This is a genomic window from Streptomyces sp. NA02950 (assembly GCF_013364155.1).
Classification (GTDB): Bacteria; Actinomycetota; Actinomycetes; order Streptomycetales; family Streptomycetaceae; genus Streptomyces.
The window spans coordinates 8,630,313-8,650,752 of the sequence record NZ_CP054916.1; the positions used below are offsets into that span (position 1 = coordinate 8,630,313).

Here is a 20,440-nt window from a genome sequence, read left to right on the forward strand (position 1 = left end):
CTATCCGCGTCCGGTGTAGGCGCGCAGATGGCGGGCGGTGAGGGTGGTGCCGGTGCCGACCAGCTCGGCCGGGGTGCCGGTGAACACCACCTGGCCGCCGTCGTGTCCGGCCCCCGGACCGAGGTCCACGATCCAGTCGGCGTGGGCCATCACGGCCTGGTGGTGCTCGATCACGATCACCGTGTTGCCGTCGTCCACCAGCCGGTCCAGCAGCTCCAGCAGCTGGTCCACATCGGCCAGATGGAGTCCGGTGGTCGGCTCGTCCAGGATGTAGGTCGTCCCGTTCCTGGCCATGTGGATGGCCAGCTTGAGCCGCTGGCGTTCGCCGCCGGACAGGGTGGACAACGGCTGGCCGAGGACGAGATAGCCGAGCCCCACCGCGAGCAGCCGGTCCAGGATCACCCGCGCGTGGCCGGTGGTGAAGAACTCACGGGCCTCGGCCACCGACATCGCCAGGACCTCGCCGATGTTCTTCCCCCGTAGCCGGTACGTGAGCACCTCCGGCCGGAACCGCTTGCCCCCGCACTCCTCGCACACCGACGCCACCTCGGCCATCATGGCGAGATCCGTGTAGATCAGGCCGATGCCCTTGCACGCGGGGCACCCGCCCTCGGAGTTGGCGCTGAACAGACCCGGCCGTACCCGGTTGGCCTTGGCGAACGCCGCCCGGACCGGATCCAGCAGCCCGGTGTACGTGGCCGGGTTGCTGCGGCGGGAGCCGCGGATCGCCGACTGGTCCGCCACGACCACTCCCTCCCGCCCCGTGAGCGAGCCGTGGATCAGCGAGCTCTTGCCGGATCCGGCGACACCGGTGACCACGGTGAGCACCCCCAGCGGGATGTCCACGCTCACATCGCGCAGATTGTGCGTCCGCGCGCCCCGGATCGGGAGGTGCCCGACCGGCTGCCGCGCCTTCTCCCGCAGCGGGACCCGGCGGTCCAGACAGCGGCCGGTCAGGGTGTCGGAGGCCCGCAGCCCGGCCAGGTCGCCCGCGTAGGTGATATGCCCACCGGCCGCGCCCGCCCCGGGACCGAGATCGACCACATGGTCGGCGATCCGGATGGTCTCCGGTTTGTGCTCCACCACGAGCACCGTGTTGCCCTTGTCGCGCAGCCGCAGCAGCAGCCCGTTCATCCGCTCGATGTCATGCGGATGCAGACCCACCGTAGGCTCGTCGAACACATAGGTGACATCGGTGAGCGCGGAACCGAGATGGCGGACCATCCGCACCCGCTGGGCCTCACCGCCGGAGAGCGTCCCGGACTCCCGGTCCAGGCTCAGATAGCCCAGGCCGATCTCCACCAGGGAGTCCAGTGTCTCCCGCAGTGTCTCCAGGACCGGTCCGACGGAGGTGTCCTCGAGGGACCGGACGAACGCGGCCAGATCGCTGATCTGGAGCGCCGAGCACTCCGCGATCGAGCGGCCGTCGATCAGACAGGACCGGGCCGCCTCGTTCAGCCGGGTGCCGTGGCAGTCAGGGCAGCCGGTGAGCGCGACCGCCCGGTCGGCGAACGCCCGCACCTGGGGCTGCATCGACTCCCGGTCCTTGGCCAGATAGAGCCGGCGCACCTTGGTGACCAGGCCCTCGTAGGTGAACTGCTGCGAACCTGCCTTGATCTTGGTGGCGGGCTTGTGGAGGAAGTCCCGCCACTGCTCCGGGGTGTACTCCTTCAGCTTGCGGTCGGGGTCGTAGAGGCCCGACTGTGCCATCACCTGCCAGTGCCAGCTGTCCACCGCGAACCCGGGGACGGTGATCGCCCCTTCGTTCAACGACAGCTCCCGGTCCACCAGTTGACCGATGTCGATCTCGGACACCCGGCCCAGACCCTCGCACGAGGGGCACATCCCCTCGGCCGTGTTGAAGCTGAACGCCATCGGCGGGCCGACCGCGGGGGAGCCGAGACGGCTGTACAGGATCCGCAGCAGGGTGTGGGCGTCGGTGGCGGTGCCCACGGTGGAACGGGAGTTGGCGCCCATCCGCTCCTGGTCCACGATGATCGCGGCGCTCAGATTGCGCAGCGCGTCCACATCGGGACGGGCCTGGGACGGCATGAAGTACTGGACGAACGCCGTATAGGTCTCGTTGATCAGCCGCCGCGACTCCGCGGCGATGGTGTCGAACACCAGCGAGGACTTACCGGAGCCGGAAACCCCGGTGAACACGGTGAGCCGCCGCTTGGGGATGTCGAGGGAGACACCGGTGAGGTTGTTCTCGCGGGCACCACGCACCTGGATCAGATCATGGCTGTCCGCGGCGGTGCGGTCCGGGGCGGGGAGCACCGGGTCCGATATCGGCGGAGGGCAGGGGGAAAGGGCGGAGTTGTCGTAGCTGATATCCATGGCTTCAAGTGTTTCATTGAAGTACCAGTGAAGACTTATGCCGCAATCCGCGCACGGCACACGGGGGAACCGGGGGGATAACCTTCAACTCCCCGTGAAACCCCCGACAGCAAGCCCCGCCGGGAGGGCCGTGCCCATGAGCACCCAGCACACCGCACTGCGCCCGATCGATCTGGCGCGCCTGGTGGGTGTCTCCACCCAGCAGATCCGCAACTACGTCGACGCGCGCATCCTGCCCCCGGCCGAGCGCACCCCTTCCGGCTACCGCAGGCTCGACACCCGGCACCGCCGGGCGCTGCTCACCCACCGGGCGCTGCTGAAGGGGTACGGGGCGGACACCGCCCGCGCGGTGATGCGCGCCGTCCACGACGACGACCTGCCGCTGGCCCTCACCCTCGTCAACGCCGCCCACGCCGCCCTGCACGAACAGCGGCTCTCCCTCCAAGCCGCGGGCGAGGCGCTGGAGACGATCGCCGAGCAGTCCCCGGACGCCACCTCGGTACCCCGCTCGGGTCTGCGCATCGGGGAGGTCGCCGCCCGGCTCGGCGTCCGTACCTCGGCCCTGCGGGTGTGGGAGTCCTTCGGACTGCTGACCCCGCAGCGTGAGCCGATCACCGGGTACCGCCGCTACAACTCGGTCGACGTACGGGACGCGCGGATGGTCAGCCTGCTCCGGCAGGGCCGCTACCCCCTGCCCCAGATCCGTCCCGTCCTCGACGGACTGCGCCGGACCGGCGGCAGCGAGGCGCTGCGCGCCGCCATCGCCCAGCGCCAGGAGGAGCTGACCCGGCGCGCCACGGCCATGCTCGAGGGCTCCGGACGGCTGCATGACTACATCACGGGACATCAGATGCCGGAGGACCGATGAGTTTGTCCGGAGGTGGCGGTCGGTACAGGTAAACACTCCCACGAGCAGGAGGCTCCGATGGCCACTGACGGATTCACCACGTGCCTGTGGTTCGACGGCCGGGCCGAAGAGGCGGCCCAGTTCTACGTCTCGATCTTCAAGAACTCCCGCATCGGACGCGTCAGCCGGTACACCGAGGCCGGGCCCGGTCCCGCCGGTTCGGTGCTGACCGTCGACTTCGAGGCCAACGGCCAGAAGTTCGTCGCGCTCAACGGTGGCCCTGAGTTCACCTTCAACGAGGCCGTGTCCTTCCAGATCCACTGCGCCGACCAGGAGGAGGTGGACCACTACTGGACCAAGCTCACCGAGGGCGGCGGCGAGGAGGTCGCCTGCGGCTGGCTCAGGGACAAGTTCGGGGTGTCGTGGCAGGTCGTGCCGTCCGTCCTGATGGACCTCGTCACCGATGAGGATCCGCAGAAGGCCAAGCGCGCCACCGAGGCCATGCTCTCGATGAAGAAGCTGGACATCGCAGCGCTGAAGAAGGCACACGCGGGCGAGTAGCCGGAAGGCGCACCCTGATCGGCTCCGCACCGGTCCGGAAGGCACCGGCGCGGAGCCGGGTGCCGTCAGCGGGTGGCACCGCGCACCAGATCGCCCGGGTCGGTGTTGGCACCGCACAGCACCACGGCGATCCGCTCCCCGGCGCGGGGGGTGTACGCACCGGAGGTGATGGCCGCGAGCGCGGTGGCCGCGGCGTGCTCCACCGCGAGCCCGCGGTCGTCCCACAGGGCCTGCCGCGCCGTGACGATCGCCGCATCGGGCACCAGCACGGACCGCACCCCGTCCTTGCGCGCCCACTCCAGTGCCATCGCCGACGCCCGGGGCGCCCCCAGGGAGTCCGCCGCGACCGAGTCGACGGGCACGTCGACCACCTCACCGGCCTCCAGCGCCGCGTTCAGCGCCCGGCAGCGCTCCGGCTCCACCGCGACCACCCCCACCCCGTGCTCCAGCGCGGACACCGCGACCCCGGTGAACAGACCGCCGCCGCCGGCCGACACCACCACGGTGTCCAGCTCCGGCAGCAGCTGGTGGATCTCCTCCATGAGGGTGCCCGCTCCGGCGGCGATCAGCGGATGGTCGTAGGCGTGCGACGGGAGCGCTCCGGTCTCGGCGGCGTACTTCCGCGAGGCGTCCAGCGCGTCCGCGTACGCGGTGCCCACCTGATGGACCTCCGCGCCCAGTCCGCGCAGCTTCGCCACCTTGACCTCGGGCGCGGTCTCGGGCACGAACACCGCGGCGGGCACGGAGTGGCGCGCGGCCGCCCAGGCGCACGCCAGACCGGCGTTCCCGCCCGAGGCGATCACCACACCCGCCTCCGGCAGGCTGCCCGCCTCGGCGTGGCCGCGGAGGAAGGTGAACGCGCCACGAGCCTTGAAGGAGCCGGTGTGCTGGAGGAACTCCAGCGCCAGCCACCCCCGGGCCGTGCCGAGGGCCCCTTCGTCCACCGGGGCGAGGGCGACGGGACGGACCTGCCCCGCCACCCGCCGCGCCGCCGCCCGTACGTCCTGATAGGTCACGGTCACGGGGACACCTCCTGGTCTGAAACACTGTATCGACCAGTGTACGTTCCGGTGTACCGACCATTCGCTACGCTGTCCCCGTGAGGAGCGCGCGAGGGAAGACCCCGGAATCCGGTCGGCCGACGCTGGATGCCATCGCCGACACGGCCCTGGCGGTCATCGACGAGGACGGGCCCGAGGCCCTGAGCTTCCGCGCCGTGGCCCAGCGCCTCGGCGTCTCCCACGCCACCGTCTTCCGGCGCTGCGGCGATCTGGACGGACTACTGGCAGCCTGCGCGGACCGCCTCGCCGCCGAGCTGCCCGAGGTGGCCGCGGACACCGGCTGGGCCACCGCCACCGAGATCCGGTTCCACGCGCTCTACGAGGTGCTGACCGCACATCCGGGGCTGGCGGCGCTGCGCGCGGGCCACGCCTGGTTCGGCCCGCGGATGCTTGGCCGGCTGGTCGAACCCCAGCTCGCCCACAGCCTCGCCGCCGGGATGACACCGAAGGCCGCGATCGAGACCTACCGGCGGATGTATCTGTTCACCCTCGGCGCCGTCGCCTTCGTGGACCACCGCGACACGAAGCGGGCGGTGGCCACCGCCCGCGCCGCGCTCGCCGCGCTGGACCCCGAGGACTTCCCGGTGCTGACCGGCCATCTGGCCGCCGTCCTCCCGGCGATGACCGACCACCGGATCTACGCGGACGGGCTGCGCCAGCTGATCGACGCCGCGGTGGCCGAACACCTGTGACCCCGGACGGCCCCCGCGGAACAGGGCCTGAGCGTCCACGCCCGGCCGCACGCCACCAGTGCGACGCGCGGCCGGGGTTGCTGATGACCTATGGGATGACGCCGTTGCCCCCGCACCTGGGGCACCTCCGGGTATGCGTCGGCCCGGCGTCCGCTCGGAGCCGCGGCCGGGCCGGCTGAGTTCTGGGCCACTACGTCTGTGTCGGCCAGACCAGCGCCTGGGCGACGATGACGTTCTCACCGTTGAAGGTGATGGCGGGGCCTTCGTGCAGTTCGTAGCCAAGGCCAATCGCTTCGCTCACACGTTGGCAGAACCCGGCGTCGTCCGGGCCGGTCAAGACTCGGTAGGCGGGCAATCCGTCTGGTGGTGTGCTCATGGGAAGAAGGATCCCAGACCCGCCCGCCCAACGCGCCAGCATGTCCAGCAGCCAGTGTCAGCGGCGGCGCAAGAGTCAGGCGAGCGCACTTCGGTCACCGGTCAGCGCCTCGCCTTCGGCGGGCGCACATGGTGGCGCGCCGGGGGCCGCGCAGCCCACGCAGATCGGGTAGGGGCGAGACCACGGTACGCCGTGCGCGTGAACGGCGTCATCCGCGGAGCGGCGTACGGCCGAGGGATCAGACCTTCCTCGGGCGGAAGCGCGGGGGCAGTGTGACGTGGTTGCACACGCACGAGTCCGAGGATGCGCGGGAGACGCGCGCGGCGATGACCTCGACGCCCCGGCCCGACGGCGGGGGATGTGGGCTCCGTGCCGTGCGGTGACGAGAACGGGGTGGAATTCACACCGAGTCCACAAGACCCCCGCCCTGTCCCTCTGTCAGCCTTCCCGAGCTTCCCTGTCTGGGGTTGTGGCGTCGTGCAGAGGCTCTCTGAGCCTCTGCCAGGCTCCCCGTGGCTCGGTCGACGGAACGAAGCCCTTCCCGCGGAGCGCTCAGTGGACCCGGACGTCCGTACAGCCGTGCCGCTTCGCCGACCGCTCCGCGAACGCCTTGAGCGCCTTGCGGGTGTACGTGTGCGGCCGGCCCGCCGTGCGGGTGGGCATCTTGCTGATGGCGTAGACCGCCGTGGCCGGGGTGCCGGGGCAGCGGGCCTGGGCCCAGTCGGCGAAGCTGGTCAGCAGGGGCCCGTCGGAGGTGTAGCCCTTCTTGGACGACGTCAGTCTGCGCTGGTCGTCGGCGAAGGTGCCGTAGAACGCGGACAGCCGGTAGACCGGTTTCGCCGCCTTCTTCCCGGACGTCTCCGGCAGCAGGAAGCAGTCCTCGATCGGGGCACGGGCCACCGAGGTGCCCAGACTCCGCGGGAGGGAGGAGGTGGCGGGTATCCCCGCACAGGTGCCCTTCGCCGCCGCCAGCGGCGCGGTCCGCTCCGGTCGCACCGGATCCAGCGAGACCATCGGCTCCACCGCCGTCACCTCGCCGCCGGGCAGGGCGTCACAGCCCCAGGCGCGGGCCGCGCGCCCGGCGATACCGGTGGTGAGCCGGGCGAGATGGATGCGGTGGGCGGCCGTTTCGTAGGAGCGGTCGGTCCAGCTGACGACCGAGGTGGTGAGGCTGTCGCCCTTGCGCGGCCCCGAGGTGTTGCGGCAGTCCATGACGACGGTGGCGGTGCCCTCGTCCCGGTCGCCGTCCAGCCAGTGGTTCATCATCCCCGACCAGCCGTGGCCGATCGGGGTGGAGACGAGTGCCAGATAGTTGTTCTGGTCCCGCTTGGCCTCGGTGTGCGGGGACCACGCCTGGGAGCGCCACTCCATCCGCACGACGGCGCGCTTGCGGTAGCCGTCGCCGACGTCCAGCCAGCAGATCACCGGGGCCCCGGAGGAGTTGTCCGTGCCGTGGCGGCCGTACCGGGTCGCGGTCTTCAACCGGTCCGCGCCCAGCAGCGACTTCGCCTCACCCGGGTCCACCGCCCCGCCGCACGCCGCGTCCAGGGCACGGTCGTCCTGCCAGCGGCCGTAGGTGCCGCTCAGGAACAGCCACCCCGCGGCCATGGCCAGAACCAGTGCCATCACACCCGCTGTCCGGGCCACCTTGCGACGCATCCGCCGGAGACTAGCAGCCGGGCCCGGACCGCGGGGTGGTGGTGTCCTCAGCTGGGCCGCGGCCGCACCACGGCCTTGAGTGCCGTCGGGTCCTGGGCGCCCACCGTCAGCGCCCGCTCGGCCTCCTCCAGGTCGTAGTGATGGGTGGCCAGAGGGTCGAGTCGCACTTCACCGGAAGCCGCCAGCGCGATCGCGGTCGGCCAGGTGTTGGCGTACCGGAACGTGCCGGTGACCTCGATCTCGAAGTTCTGCACATGCGCCAGAGGCAGTGGGACCGAGTCCCCGCCCATGCCGACCAGCACCGCGCGCCCGGCCCGGCCGACGGTGCGGATGGCCTCGTCGGCCACCGCCGGTACCCCGGAACACTCCACCAGCACATCGGGGGTGAAACCGGTGTCGGCGAGCGGGGTGGTGCGCACATCGACGGCGCCGGTGGCGCCCAATTCCCGTGCGGCGGCGAGGCGATGGGGTTCCACATCGGTGACCACGACCTCGGCGGCGCCGAACGCCCGCGCCGTCTGGGCGGCGATCAGACCGATCGGCCCGGCACCGGTGACCAGTACCCGGGAACCGGCGGTGACACGCCCCTTGCGGCACGCCCACACGCCGACCGACAGCGGCTCCAGCAGGGCGGCCGCGTCGGGCGTAAGGGTGTCGGGCACCGGATGGGCGAAGTCCTCGTCGACGGCGACGTATTCGCACAGCGCGCCGTCCACCGGCGGAGTGGCGTAGAAGGACACCTCGGGGCAGAGGTTGTAGCGGCCGTGGCGGCACTGGGCGCACCGTCCGCACGGTACGCCCGGTTCCAGGGACACCAGTTGTCCCGGTGTGTGGCGCCTCGCCCCGGGGCCGAGGGCGACCACGGTGCCGCTGGGTTCATGGCCCAGCACCATGGGGGCGCGGACGACGAAGTCGCCGATCCTGCCGTGTTCGTAGTAGTGCACATCCGAGCCGCAGATGCCGACCGCTTCGATGCGGACCAGGACCTGGCCGGGGCGGGGGCGGGGCACCGGGCGCCGCCGGATCTCCAGTTGTCCGGGGGCGTGGAGCACCGCGGCGCGCATGGTGTCGGGGATGTCGGAGGGCAGGGCGTCGGCGGTCATTCTCCGGTCACGGCTCCCATGGTCAGGCCGGTGACCAGCCACCGGCGTACGGCAAGGCCGACGAGCATCATCGGGACCACCACGACGGTGCCGATGGCGGTCAGCTGGCCCCAGTCGATACCGGTCTGGGTGACCAGCTGACTGGCGGCGATGGGCAGGGTCTGGGTACGCGGTCCACTGAGGACCAGGGCGAAGGCGTAGTCGTTCCATGAGAAGACCAGGCACAGGACGAAGGTGGTGACCAGCCCTGGGCGGGTCAGCGGCAGGATCACATGGCGGAACGCCTGCCACGGGGTGCACCCGGCCACCTGGGCCGACTCCTCCAGCGCCGGGGGGAGTTGCGCGAAGAAGGCGTTCAGCAGCCAGATCGCGAACGGCAGATTGAAGCTGAGGTAGGCCAGCACCAGACCGGGCAGGGTGTCGATCAGCCCCAGCACCCGGAAGATCAGGAAGATCGGCAGGACCACGGCGGCGATCGGCGCCATCCGGGTGGAGATGATCCAGAACGACAGGTGGTGCTTGCCCCGCCACTTGGTCCGGGCCAGACCGTATCCGGCCAGCGCCCCGAGGGCGGTGGCCAGCAGGGCCGAACAGCCCGCGGCGACCACGCTGTTGCGCAGATGCGGCCACAGGTTGTTGCCGCCGCCGAAGAGGTTGCGGTAGTTGTCCAGGGTGGGGCCGAACCACACATCGGGGGTGGCCGCGGTGACCTCGGCCGTGGACTTGAAGGACGACAGCAGCATCCAGCCGAGCGGGACCACCGTCCATATCAGCGCGGTCGCGACAAGCACACGGACCACGACGCGTGAGCCGCGGCTGCCGCGCTCCAGTGGCGCGGCACCGGTGGTGGAGGCGGTCATCGGGCCAGTCCCTTCCGGTCGAGGAGACGAACGAAGTAGCGGGCCACGACGGTGGTGACGGCGAGCATCAGCAGTCCGGTCACGGCGGCGTAGCCGAAGTCGAAGAAGCGGAAGGCGGTTTCGTAGAGCTTGACGGACGCCGTCTTGGTGGCGTCGGCGGGCCCGCCACCCGTGGTGTTCCAGATGATGTCGAAGTACCGCAGCGCGTCCATCGACCGGATCAGCAGCGCCACCAGCAGCACGGGGGCGATGGCGGGCAGCACGATGTGGCGCAGTGTCCGCAGCAGTCCGGCGCCGTCGAGCGACGCCGCCTCCAGGACGCTGGAGGGCACGGAGGTCAGCCCGGCCAGTGCGATCAGCGTGACCAGCGGTGTCCACTCCCAGACGTCCATCAGGGTCACCGAGACGAACGCGGTCGTCTTGTCGCCCATCAGATCGCCGTGGTAGCCGAGTTGGCCCAGCACCCAGGAGTAGAGCCCGAAGGTGGAGTCGGTGAGGAAGCGGCCCAGCAGTCCGACGATGACGGGCGCCACGAACATCGGGAGCAGCAGCAGGCTCAGCGCGGTGTTGCGGCCGTGCCGCAGCCGCCACAGACAGATGGCCAGGACGGTGCCGAGCACCATCTCCCCGCCCACCGTGAGCACGAAGTACCCGGCGGTCCGGGCCCAGGCCCACGCCATGTCGGGGTCGGTGAACAGCCGTGTCCAGTTGTCCGCTCCGGCGCCCTCCAGCCGCAGCCCGCCGAGCAGATGCACCCGCGAGAAGCTCATGACCACCACCGCCGCGAACGGCAGCAGGGAGACACCGGCGAGTACCAGCAGCCCGGGGGCCATCATGCGCCCGGCGAAGCCGGGGAGGGGCAGCCGGATACGGCGGCCGGAGGAGCGCTCGGCCCGGTGCGGGCCGGTCGTCAGGGAACCCATGGTCAGTTCACCCACCCCGGGCGACGATACGGTCGATTCGGCTGGTGGCGGCCCGCATGGCGGACTCCGGCGAGGCGTCGCCCGCGAGCATGCCGGACAGCTGGGTGTAGACGGCGGTGTCGCATTCAGCCCACATGGGGATCTTCGGCCGCAGGCCGATGGTGTCGGACCGCCAGGTCTTCTTGACCGCGTCCGCGGAGAGCATGTTGGCCATCTTCGAGGGCCGGTGCTGGGCAGCGGTGACGCGTGGCATCGCGTAGACCGAGGTACGGGTGGGGGTGCCGCCGCCGACCTTGCTGGCCAGGTTGGCCAGTTGGGTCTTCGGCGTGGTGGCCCAGTTGACGAAGAGCCAGGCCGCCCGGCGGCGCCGTTCGGGGATCACCTTGGACACGGCGATCCCGGTGCCGCCGTACATCCCGGCCGAGCGGACCGGGCCCTTCAGCAGCCGGGCGTAGCCGACCTTGCCGGGCATGGCGGCCTTGTTGGACGCCGCGTACTCGTGCCAGTTGGGGCACATGGCGATGCGTCCGGCGCGGAAGGCGGCGCCGAGGCCGTCCCAGTCCCAGGTGCGCGAGCCGGGGTCGGCGATCTTCAGCAGCCGCTGGTAGAACTCTGCGCCCGCGATCGCGGCGTCCGAGTCCAGCCGGCACGGTCCGGGGTCGAGGGTGCCGATACGGCCGACACGGCGTCCGCCGTCGAAGTAGTCACCGCCGTAGGACCAGAGGAGGTTGGAGAAGTCGCACATCAGCGCGTCGTGCTGCTTGGCCTGGTGGCCGGTGCCGTAGCGCACCTCGTCGGTCTCGTCGTTGAACCACCGGGCGATGGCGTAGTACTGCTCCCACGTGGTGTTGTCGGAGGGCATCGGATCGAAGCCGAGGTCGTCCGCCATCCGGTCGCGGTACCGCTTGAAGAGATCGGCGCGGTACTGCCAGACCATGGTCGGGCAGTCATAGGGCAGCGCCAGGACCTTGCCGTCGCCGCCGAAGCGGCCCGCCGCGTCCAGGTGGGTGCCGATGAAGTCGTCGAGACCGCCGGGCAGCCGGGGCAGGCCGGGGTCCTCCGTGAACTCCCTGAGGTCGGCGAAGGCCGGTGCGTAGGGAGCCAGCACCTGGTACGGATCCGCGTACACCACGTCGTACTCACCGTTGCCCGAGGCGAGGTCCAGGGCGACCTTCTGCGCGAGCGCGGACAGCTCGAGAGTGACGATGTTGACGCGGATGCCGGTGAGCTCGGTGAACGGCCTGAGATCGGCGGCGATCGCGGCGGTGGGCGCGGTGTTCTCGGAGATGAAGTTCACGGTGGTCCCGGCGTACCGACGCCAGGGCCCGGCGTCGGGGTGGAAGGCGGCGTCGGACCGGCCGCCGCAGCCGGCCAGCAGCCCCATGGCCCCTCCCGCCGCGGCGCCACGCAGCACGGAGCGGCGGCTGAGCGGCGGCGAGGGCCGCGGTGCGGAGGAGGGTGGGGGAGAACCCATGTCGTACGTCCCTTGGAGTGGGCAGGCCCGGGGAGTGGGCCGGCGCGAACTCTGACGGACGCCATTCTTAGCAGAAGATCTAGTAGAAGTTAACACATTGTGCGAGATATTTTCTCGCGATCCTGTGTGGGTGGGGATGGCCGCGGCGGTCCGCGTACGCCCGCGAGGGGCGGTCCATGGCGGCCCGCCCCTCGCGTTATATCCGTGATGTTCGGTTCTGTGAGCTTACAGCGTCTTCTCCAGTCGCCCGGCCACCAGCTTGATGAAGCGCGCGGGGTCGGTCAGCTCCCCGCCCTCGGCCAGCAGCGCCATCCCGTGGAGCAGCTCCGCCGTCTCGGCCAGCCCGGCGTCGTCCTTGCGCTCGCCATGGGCCGTGCGCAACCCGCTCACCAGCGGATGTGTCGGGTTCAGCTCAAGGATCCGCTTGACCTCGGGCAGCTCCTGCCCCATCGCCTTGTAGATGTTCTGGAGCGCCGGGGTGACGTCATGGGTGTCACCCACGATGCACGCCGGAGAGGTGGTGAGCCGTGAGGAGAGCCGCACCTCCTTGACGCTGTCGCTCAGCGTCGCGGTCATCCAGGAGAGCAGATCGGCGAAGTCCTGCTTCTGTCGCTCCCGCTCGGCCTCCGCCTCCTCGTCCTTCTCGCCGTCGGTGTCCAGGTCGACCTGGCCCTTGGCGATGGACCGCAGCGGCTTGCCGTCGAACTCGGGGACGGCGTCCACCCACAGCTCGTCGATGGGGTCGGTGAGGACGAGCACCTCGAACCCCTTGTCCCGGAACGCCTCCATATGGGGCGAGCTCTCCACGATCGAGCGCGACTCGCCCGTCATGAAGTAGATGTGCTCCTGCCCCTCCTTCATCCGCTCCACGTACTGCCGCAGCGTGGTCGGCTCCTCCGCGTCCCGGGTCGTGGCGAACGAGCAGAGATCGAGGATCGTCTCGCGGTTCTCGAAGTCGCCGAGCAGACCCTCCTTGAGGACGCCGCCGAATTCCTTCCAGAAGGTCGTGTAGCGCTCCGGGGCATCGGCCATCAGGTCCTTCACCGTCGACAGCACCTTCTTGACCAGGCGCCGTCGCATCAGCTGAATCTGCCGGTCCTGCTGAAGGGCCTCGCGCGACACGTTCAGCGACAGGTCCGCCGCGTCGACCACACCCTTGACGAAGCGCAGGTACTCCGGCATGAGCGCTTCGCAGTCGTCCATGATGAAGACGCGCTTCACATAGAGCTGAACCCCCCGCTTGCGGTCCCGCATATACAGGTCCTGCGGTGCGTGGGACGGGATGAACAGCAGCGACTGGTATTCGAACGTGCCCTCCGCCTGCATGCGGATGGTCTCGAGCGGGTTGTTCCAGTCGTGGCTGATGTGCTTGTAGAACTCGTGGTACTCGTCGTCGGTCACCTCGTCCTTCGAACGCGCCCACAGCGCCTTCATCGAGTTGACCGTCTCGACCTCCGGGGCGGCGTCCCCGGCGGCGTCGTCAGCGGACTCCCCGTTGTCCGTGTCCTCCACCGCGGCCTTCGGCGCTGCCTCGACCGCCATCCGGATCGGCCAGGTGATGAAGTCCGAGTACCGCTTGACGATCTCCCGGATCTTCCACGGGGAGGCGTAGTCGTAGAGCGCGTCCTCGGTGTCCTCCGGCTTCAGCCGCAGGGTGACCGCGGTGCCCTGCGGGGCGTCGTCGGCCGGCGCGATGGTGTACGTGCCCTCGCCGCTGGACTCCCAGCGGGTGCCCTGGCTCTCTCCGGCCCGCCGGGTCAGCAGGGTGACCCCGTCGGCCACCATGAAGCTGGAGTAGAAGCCGACACCGAACTGGCCGATGAGGTCCTGCGAGGCCGCCGCGTCCTTCGACTCCTTCAATTCCTGGAGGAATTTCGCGGTACCGGAGTTGGCGATGGTGCCGATCAGCTGCACCACCTCCTCATGCGACATGCCGATGCCGTTGTCGCGCACGGTCAGGGTGCGCTGCTCCTTGTCGACCTCGATGGCGATGTGGAGATCAGAGGTGTCCGCCTCCAGGTTTCCGTCGCGCAGCGATTCCAGCCGCAACTTGTCCAACGCGTCGGAGGCGTTGGAGATGAGCTCACGCAGAAAGACGTCCTTGTTCGAGTAAATCGAATGGATCATCAACTGGAGCAGCTGGCGCGCCTCGACCTGAAACTCGAAGGTTTCGATCCCTGTAGTCACTGATTCCCCTCGTGAAATAAGCGTCGACGACATCAAGTAGGGTGCGTCGTTGCGATCTTATCCAAGAAGGGCGCCGGTAATGCCGGGATCGGGTGGGGGTGGCGGTACCACCGCCCCGCACCCGGGAGCGAGGCTCGGCGTCAATCGCCGGGGCGGAACCGGTTCCAGTCCAGAACCTCCGCTGCCTCCCGCTGGATCTCCTCCGCGGCCTCGCGGGTCTGGGTGGGCACATCCCCGTGCTCGGCCACCATGCTGTCGTAAATAGGCAGGAGGCCGGATGTGTTCGCGGTTGTCATGGTTGGTATGTCTTTCTTGATCAGGATCTGACTCTGCTCGGCTTCCGCTACCCGGCGGACACCACCGCATGCGCACTGATCACTGTGGCGGCCCTCACGGTGTGCCCCACCACCGCGCGCGCGTCGTTACGCTGCGCCCATGCTGATCCTCGGACAGGACGACGTCGCCGACCTGCTGGACACCGATGCGCTGATCGACGCGCTCGCCGCGGCCATGGCCGATCTCAGCGCCGGGCGCGCGGTGGTCCCCGCCCGCACCGGGGCGGCCCTCCCCGGACATCCGGCGACGATGCTGGTGGACATGCCCGCCTACGTGCCCTCGACCCGGGCGCTGATCAGCAAGCTGGTGTCGGTGTTCCCCGGCAACGCGGGCGGCCCGGACCCGGTGCGGCAGGGCGTGATGCTGGTGTTCGACCCCGACACCGGAGCCCCGGCGGCGCTGATGGACGCCACCTGGATCACCGCGGCCCGTACCGGCGCCTGCTCCGCGCTCTCCACCCGGCTGCTGGCCCGCGAGGACGCCTCCGTGCTGGCCGTCCTGGGCACCGGGCCGCAGGCGCGGGCCCATGCGCTCGCCGCCGTCCGGGTGCGGCCGATCCGCGAGATACGCGTCGCGGGCCGGGACCACACCAGGTCGTCGGCGTTCGCACAGGAGATCGCGCGGGAGCCGGCGACGACCGGGACGGCGGTGCGTGCCACGGCGTCGTACCAGGAGGCGGTGGAGGGCGCCGATGTCGTCTGCGCGGCCACCTACGCCGATGAACCGGTCGTCCGCCGCCCCTGGATCGCACCGGGCACGCACATCACCTCGGTCGGCTACAACCCGCGGGGGCGGGAGCTCGACGACGCCACCGTCACCGACGCGCTGCTGTTCGTGGAGTCGCGTTCGGCGGCGCTGTCCGCCGTTCCCCCCAACCGTGACCTCGCCGATCCGATCGACAGCGGTCTGATCACACCCGGCCATGTCCGGGCCGAACTGGGCGAGTTGGTGGCGGGAACGGCGGCCGGCCGCGGGAACGACGCACAGATCACCCTCTACAAGTCCGTGGGTGTGGCCGTGCAGGACGCCGCCGCGGCCGCGCTGGTGCTGGCCGCCGCACGGGAGCGCGGAGTGGGACGGAAGGTCTCGCTCTGACGCCCGTTCTCAGGAGGGGCGCCCCTTCTCAGCGGGACGCCCGTTCTCAGGGGTAGGACACCAGAGTCGACGGCACCGTGGAGGAGCCGGAGGTGGCGGCTCCGGTGGTGTTGATGACGTGCTCGTACTGGCCCTTGCCGCCGAGCGAGATGACCAGCAGATGGTGGAAGGTCACCCCGGCCCGCTCCGGGGCGGCGAAGCCGTGGTCCTGGCGGATGCTGGGATCCACGTTGTAGTAGCAGTAGCTGCCCAGGCCCCAGGCCTCGTGCGAGGTCACCGAGTCGGCCACCTTGTAGGCGGCGTACCCCTTGGTGTTCCCGTTCTGGATCGCGGCCTGGTTGGGGGCGTCGTACGCCTTCTCGTTCTGGAAGAAGATGGTGCGGCCGCGCTGTCCGTACCACTGGACGTCGTACTTGTTGAAGTGCTCGACGAACAGCCCGGTGGCCAGGACGCCGTTGCCGTTGACGCGGACGCCGTAGTCGGCTCGGTTGGTCTCCCAGCCCGCCCCGGCGCCGTGGTCCGCGCGCCACACCCAGGTGTGGTCGACGATGGTGTGACGGCTGTTGATCACCATGCTGGTGGTGGCGCGGCCCGGGCCCGCACCGCCGATGCGGATGAACACGTCCTGGACGGTGATGGGGTTGGCGGAGTGGTCCGCGGAGGCGCCCGACGGGCCGACCTCCAGCAGGGTGGGGGAGTTGACCGGTCCCGCGTCGATGAGGAAACCGGCGAGCCGCACCCCGTCGACATCGGCCACCTTCAGCGCCGTCACCCCGTTGTCCGGCACCAGCGTGGCGTAGCCGAGGCCGAGGACGACGGTATTGGCCCGGCCCACCTCCACCGGCCGGTCGAGGTGGTAGATCCCCGGGGTGAGCAGCAGATGGAGCCCCTGGGCGAGCGCGGCGTTGAGGGTGTCCGCGGTGACACCGGGCCGGGCCACGTAGAAGTGGGTGAGGGGCAGCGAGGTGCCGCGGGGGGTGCCGCTGCCCCAGGTGGTGCCGCGTGCGTTCACGCGCTTCTCCGGCAGGAACACCCGGTACTCGGCGCCGTCGAGATAGAGGAAGGGCTTCTCGCGGGAGACCGGGGTGGTCTGGAGGGTGGTGTACGGAGGGTCGGGGAATGTCTGCGCGGGCGCGCCCTCGACACCGGAGAACACCATGTTCCACACGGCGTTGCGCCAGCCGCCCACCGAACTGTCGCGGGTGTACCACTGCTGCTGCGAGTAGGGGCTCACCGTGCCGTCGATCCGGCTGTCGGCGATGTAACCGCCGCTGGCCCAGCCGTAGCCGTCGGGTGCCAGGTTGAGCCCGCCGCGGACGTGCATCCGCCGGAACGGCGCCGCCTGCGCCACCGCCCAGCGGTTGGTGCCGTTCACGGGTACCAGGGCGAGGTTCTCCGCCGAGCGCCAGAAGTTCTGGGTGGCGTTTCCGCCGAACCAGCCCGCGTCGACGGTGACATCGCCGTTGATGGTGGTGTCGTCGGGGGAGAGGCCGAGGCCCGCGATGGAGGTGTAGAAGCCGAGCTGGGCGTTGAGCCCGTGGTACGTGCCGGGCTTGAACAGCAGGGCGTAGCGGCCGTTGCCGAACTGGGCGGACTCCTGCTCCTTGAACACCCGGTCCAGGGTGGTCTGGATACCGGGTGTGGCGGGGTCGAAGACCAGCACGTTGGGGCCGAGGTCGCCGCCGCCGGGCAGGGCCGCGTGCCTGCGACCGCGCCGTCCCGGGGCGGATGCGGGGGCCGCGGCGGCGGAGGAGGGGAGTGCGAGCAGGGCCGGTGCGGCGGCCGCCGCACCGGCCATCGTGGTGAGCACCGTGCGGCGGGGGAGTGCGGGTCTGCGATGGGCCGGACCGTCGGTGGGGGGTGTGGACATGGCGGCTCTCCTTGTACAGGAAGTGAACGATTGAGGAGCGTGGGAGCGCTCTCTCGTTGTTGAATGCTTCAGTGATGTGCATCACCCGTCAAGAGGTGTGCCAAGAACTTGCATGTTCTGCCTGGTAGTTGGCGTGCCGTCATCACGATTCGCATTCAGAAGATGGTGAAAGGAGAGACCAAAAAAACCGCCGGGGCCCTGAGGGCCACCGGCGGTCGGGTCGCGCGGGTGCGGTCGTGCGTGGTGCGGTCGTGCGGGTGTCAGTGCGGCGCGGCCGAGGGCTCCAGCACGAAGAGGGGGATCTGCCGGTCCGTCTTCCGCTGGTAGTCGGCGTAGTCGGGGTACGCCTGGACCGCGCGTTCCCACCACAGCGCCTTCTCGTCCCCCGTGACCTCGCGCGCCGTCATGTCCTGGCGCAGCGAGCCGTCCCGCAGTTCCACCCGGGGGTCGGCCACCACGTTGTGGTACCAGAGGGGGTGCTTGGGCGCGCCGCCCAGGGAAGCGACGATGGCATAGCGGCCGTCGTGCTCCACCCGCATCAGCGGGGTCTTGCGGATCTTGCCGCTCTTCGCGCCCCGCGTCGTCAGCAGCACGACGGGCATGCCCCGGATCGTCATGCCCTTGGCGCCCCCGGAGCTCTCGATCAGCTCGACCTGGTCACGTACCCACTTCTCCGGGCTCGGCTGGTACTCGCCCTCCAGCGGCATGAACGGCCTCCTCGTCGGTCGGTCGCCGGTCGTCGACGACATGGGTCCGGTGCATCGCACCGGTGGTGCCACTGCCGTAACACCGACCGGCCGCCCGATCATCCCGGAGCGCACCGACCGGCCGTGCGCGCCCACCCGGGCGGCTCACGGGGCGGGGGCCAGCGCCCCCATCAGCGCCCGTGCGCACAGCTCGCGCACCTGCTCCCGGGACGGGCCGGGCTCGTCCAGCCACTCCATACAGACGGCGACCATGAAGGCCAGCCAGCCGCGTACGGCGAGCCGGAGCGCGCCGGGGTCCCGGGGCGGATCCGCCACCGAGGGGTCCGCGGCGAGCGCCTGGAGGATCTGCTCCTCCACCCCGGCCAGATACTCCCTGTGCACGGCGCGCACGGTCGGATCCCCCGCCGCCTCCGCGCGGTGGAAGGCGCGGAAACCCGAGGCGTGCTGCTCGACATGGGCGAGGAAGGTGTCGAGTCCTGCGTCGATCTGCTCCTGGAACGGCAGCCCGGGCACGGCCTCCGTCAGCGTGAGCATCCGCTCGCTCTCCCGGCGGACCACCGCCGCGAAGAACTCCCGCTTGGTCGGGAAGTAGTGGTACAGCAGCCCCCGGGAGACCCCCGCGATCTCCGCCACCTGCTCGACCCACACATCGTCGTAGGGGTGCTGCGCGAACAGCCGCGCCCCCACGGACAGCAACTGCTCCCTGCGCTCCTCGGAGCTCATCCGGCGACGGATGCGCCCGCATGGGTCGACGGCCATGGCAGCACCCTACTTGACGTCGGTTCAACAGCGGGACCACACTGAACGCGCTATTGAATCCACGTATAACAAGCGGGGGATCCTCCCCACGGGCCGCCGCACACGAGGGGGATGGCACACATGGCGCAGACGGCGCGGGCGGCGGACGGTGCCACGATGCCCAGCGGATTCCGCGGTGCGGAGCTGGGCTGGCCCGAGCTCCACCGCATCCCGCATCCGCCGCGCCGGCTGCCACTGCTGGGCGACGTCCTCGGGGCGAGCCCGCGCACGCCCCTCCAGGACTCGATGCGGGTGGCGCGCCGCCTCGGCCCGGTCTTCCGCCGGAAGGCGTTCGGCCGGGAGGTCGTCTTCGTCTGGGGCGCGGACCTGGCCGCCGACCTGGCCGACGAGTCCCGGTTCGCCAAACACGTCGGCCTCGGGGTCGCCAACCTCCGCCCCGTGGTGGGCGACGGGCTGTTCACCGCCTACAACCACGAGCCCAACTGGCAGCTGGCACACGACATCCTGGCCCCCGGGTTCAGCCGCGCCGCCATGGCGGGCTACCACCGGGCGATGCTGGACGTCGCCGCCCGGCTGACGGACACCTGGGACGGCCAGGAGAAGGCGGGCGCCGCGGTGGACGTGCCCGGCGACATGACGAAGCTGACGCTCGAGACCATCGCCAGGACCGGCTTCGGCCACGACTTCGGCTCCTTCGAGCGCGACCGGCCGCACCCCTTCGTCTCCGCGATGGTCGGCACGCTCTCCCACGCCCAGCGCCGCAATGTCCTGCCGCCCGGGGTGGCACCCCTGATGCGGCGTGCGGAGCGGCGCAACGCGGCCGACATGGCGTTCCTCAACCGGACCGTGGACACGATCGTCGCCGCCCGCCGCGCCGACGGCGGCGCGGCCGGACACACCGACCTGCTGGACCGGATGCTGGAGGTCGCCCACCCGGAGACGGGCGAGCGGCTGTCCGCCGAGAACATCCGCCGCCAGGTCATCACCTTCCTGGTCGCGGGCCATGAGACCACCTCCGGCGCGCTGTCCTTCGCCCTGCACTACCTCGCCCGCCACCCCGATGTCCTGGCCCGCGCCCAGCGGGAGGTGGACCAGGTGTGGGGCGACGCCGAGGAGCCCGCGTACGAGCAGGTGGCCAAGGTCCGCTATCTGCGCCGGGTCCTGGACGAATCGCTCCGGCTGTGGCCCACCGCCCCCGCCTACTCCCGCGAGGCGCTCCACGACACCCTGCTCGGCGGGATCCACCCCATGCGGCGCGGCGCCTGGGCGCTGGTGCTGACCGCGATGCTGCACCGGGACCCCGCGGCGTGGGGGCCGGACCCCGAGGCGTTCGACCCGGACCGCTTCGCGCCGAAGGCCGTGCGGGCCCGGCCCGCCCAGGTGTTCAAGCCGTTCGGCACCGGCGCCCGCGCCTGTATCGGCCGCCAGTTCGCCCTCCACGAGGCCGTCCTGGTGCTGGGGCTGCTGGTGCGCCGCTACGATCTGCACCCCGACCCCGGCTACCGGCTCCGGGTCGCCGAGCGACTGACGCTGATGCCGGAGGGTCTTACGCTGCGACTCAGCCGCAGGAGCCACGCCGCCCGGGAGTAG

Annotated in this window: 18 protein-coding genes; 5 read left to right on the forward strand and 13 right to left on the reverse strand. The window is 70.6% G+C overall.

What is annotated here, in order from left to right:
- Positions 1-2,340, reverse strand: coding sequence for an excinuclease ABC subunit UvrA (locus tag HUT19_RS37020; RefSeq protein WP_176185038.1), 2,340 nt, complete (start codon positions 2,338-2,340; stop codon positions 1-3).
- Between the two features lie 136 nt (positions 2,341-2,476).
- Here HUT19_RS37020 and HUT19_RS37025 point away from each other — a divergent pair, with 136 nt between their 5' ends.
- Both HUT19_RS37025 and HUT19_RS37030 read left to right on the forward strand, forming a co-directional pair.
- Complete coding sequence (locus HUT19_RS37025; RefSeq protein ID WP_176185040.1) at positions 2,477-3,208, forward strand: MerR family transcriptional regulator; 732 nt, start codon at positions 2,477-2,479, stop codon at positions 3,206-3,208.
- A gap of 57 nt (positions 3,209-3,265) precedes the next feature.
- Positions 3,266-3,748 carry a VOC family protein gene (locus tag HUT19_RS37030; protein ID WP_176185042.1) on the forward strand — a complete coding sequence of 161 codons (483 nt, stop codon included), beginning with the start codon at positions 3,266-3,268 and terminating at the stop codon, positions 3,746-3,748.
- A 65-nt stretch (positions 3,749-3,813) separates the two neighbouring features.
- On the opposite strand, the gene HUT19_RS37035 is transcribed toward HUT19_RS37030, so the two are convergent.
- Positions 3,814-4,770 carry a threonine/serine dehydratase gene (locus HUT19_RS37035; protein ID WP_176185044.1) on the reverse strand — a complete coding sequence of 319 codons (957 nt, stop codon included), beginning with the start codon at positions 4,768-4,770 and terminating at the stop codon, positions 3,814-3,816.
- Positions 4,771-4,847: 77 nt separating this feature from the next.
- On the opposite strand from HUT19_RS37035, the gene HUT19_RS37040 reads away from it, so the two are divergent.
- Complete coding sequence (locus HUT19_RS37040; RefSeq protein ID WP_176185046.1) at positions 4,848-5,501, forward strand: TetR/AcrR family transcriptional regulator; 654 nt, start codon at positions 4,848-4,850, stop codon at positions 5,499-5,501.
- Between the two features lie 190 nt (positions 5,502-5,691).
- Here the strand turns inward: HUT19_RS37040 and HUT19_RS37045 are convergent, their stop codons facing one another.
- From HUT19_RS37045 to HUT19_RS37080, 8 genes are all read right to left on the reverse strand, one after another.
- Complete coding sequence (locus tag HUT19_RS37045) at positions 5,692-5,877, reverse strand: DUF1737 domain-containing protein (RefSeq protein ID WP_176185048.1); 186 nt, start codon at positions 5,875-5,877, stop codon at positions 5,692-5,694.
- A gap of 552 nt (positions 5,878-6,429) precedes the next feature.
- The gene (locus HUT19_RS37050) at positions 6,430-7,536 is read right to left on the reverse strand and encodes a hypothetical protein (protein WP_176185050.1); all 1,107 of its coding nucleotides are present in this window, start codon (positions 7,534-7,536) and stop codon (positions 6,430-6,432) included.
- A 47-nt stretch (positions 7,537-7,583) separates the two neighbouring features.
- The gene (locus HUT19_RS37055) at positions 7,584-8,639 is read right to left on the reverse strand and encodes an NAD(P)-dependent alcohol dehydrogenase (RefSeq protein ID WP_176185052.1); all 1,056 of its coding nucleotides are present in this window, start codon (positions 8,637-8,639) and stop codon (positions 7,584-7,586) included.
- Positions 8,636-9,499, reverse strand: coding sequence for a carbohydrate ABC transporter permease (locus HUT19_RS37060; protein ID WP_176185054.1), 864 nt, complete (start codon positions 9,497-9,499; stop codon positions 8,636-8,638). The genes HUT19_RS37055 and HUT19_RS37060 overlap by 4 nt, the downstream gene beginning before the upstream one ends.
- The gene (locus HUT19_RS37065) at positions 9,496-10,437 is read right to left on the reverse strand and encodes a carbohydrate ABC transporter permease (protein WP_217712326.1); all 942 of its coding nucleotides are present in this window, start codon (positions 10,435-10,437) and stop codon (positions 9,496-9,498) included. Before HUT19_RS37065 ends, HUT19_RS37060 begins: the two co-directional genes overlap by 4 nt.
- Entirely contained in the window at positions 10,430-11,896 is a 1,467-nt protein-coding gene (locus HUT19_RS37070) for an extracellular solute-binding protein (protein WP_176185056.1), read from the reverse strand. Before HUT19_RS37070 ends, HUT19_RS37065 begins: the two co-directional genes overlap by 8 nt.
- A gap of 225 nt (positions 11,897-12,121) precedes the next feature.
- Positions 12,122-14,083 (reverse strand): molecular chaperone HtpG, encoded by a 1,962-nt coding sequence (htpG, locus tag HUT19_RS37075; protein WP_303332330.1) that lies wholly within the window; start codon positions 14,081-14,083, stop codon positions 12,122-12,124.
- Positions 14,084-14,223: 140 nt separating this feature from the next.
- Positions 14,224-14,379 (reverse strand): hypothetical protein, encoded by a 156-nt coding sequence (locus tag HUT19_RS37080; protein WP_176185060.1) that lies wholly within the window; start codon positions 14,377-14,379, stop codon positions 14,224-14,226.
- 139 nt (positions 14,380-14,518) lie between these two features.
- Here HUT19_RS37080 and HUT19_RS37085 point away from each other — a divergent pair, with 139 nt between their 5' ends.
- The gene (locus HUT19_RS37085; protein ID WP_176185062.1) at positions 14,519-15,514 is read left to right on the forward strand and encodes an ornithine cyclodeaminase family protein; all 996 of its coding nucleotides are present in this window, start codon (positions 14,519-14,521) and stop codon (positions 15,512-15,514) included.
- Positions 15,515-15,560: 46 nt separating this feature from the next.
- Here the strand turns inward: HUT19_RS37085 and HUT19_RS37090 are convergent, their stop codons facing one another.
- From HUT19_RS37090 to HUT19_RS37100, 3 genes are all read right to left on the reverse strand, one after another.
- Positions 15,561-17,384, reverse strand: coding sequence for a coagulation factor 5/8 type domain-containing protein (locus tag HUT19_RS37090; RefSeq protein WP_176185064.1), 1,824 nt, complete (start codon positions 17,382-17,384; stop codon positions 15,561-15,563).
- Positions 17,385-17,644: 260 nt separating this feature from the next.
- Positions 17,645-18,091, reverse strand: a complete 447-nt coding sequence (locus tag HUT19_RS37095) for a nitroreductase family deazaflavin-dependent oxidoreductase (RefSeq protein WP_176185066.1) — start codon at positions 18,089-18,091, stop codon at positions 17,645-17,647.
- A 144-nt stretch (positions 18,092-18,235) separates the two neighbouring features.
- Positions 18,236-18,850: a TetR/AcrR family transcriptional regulator gene (locus tag HUT19_RS37100; RefSeq protein ID WP_176185068.1), complete on the reverse strand. Its 615-nt coding sequence runs from the start codon at positions 18,848-18,850 to the stop codon at positions 18,236-18,238.
- 120 nt (positions 18,851-18,970) lie between these two features.
- Here HUT19_RS37100 and HUT19_RS37105 point away from each other — a divergent pair, with 120 nt between their 5' ends.
- Positions 18,971-20,440, forward strand: coding sequence for a cytochrome P450 (locus HUT19_RS37105; RefSeq protein ID WP_176185070.1), 1,470 nt, complete (start codon positions 18,971-18,973; stop codon positions 20,438-20,440).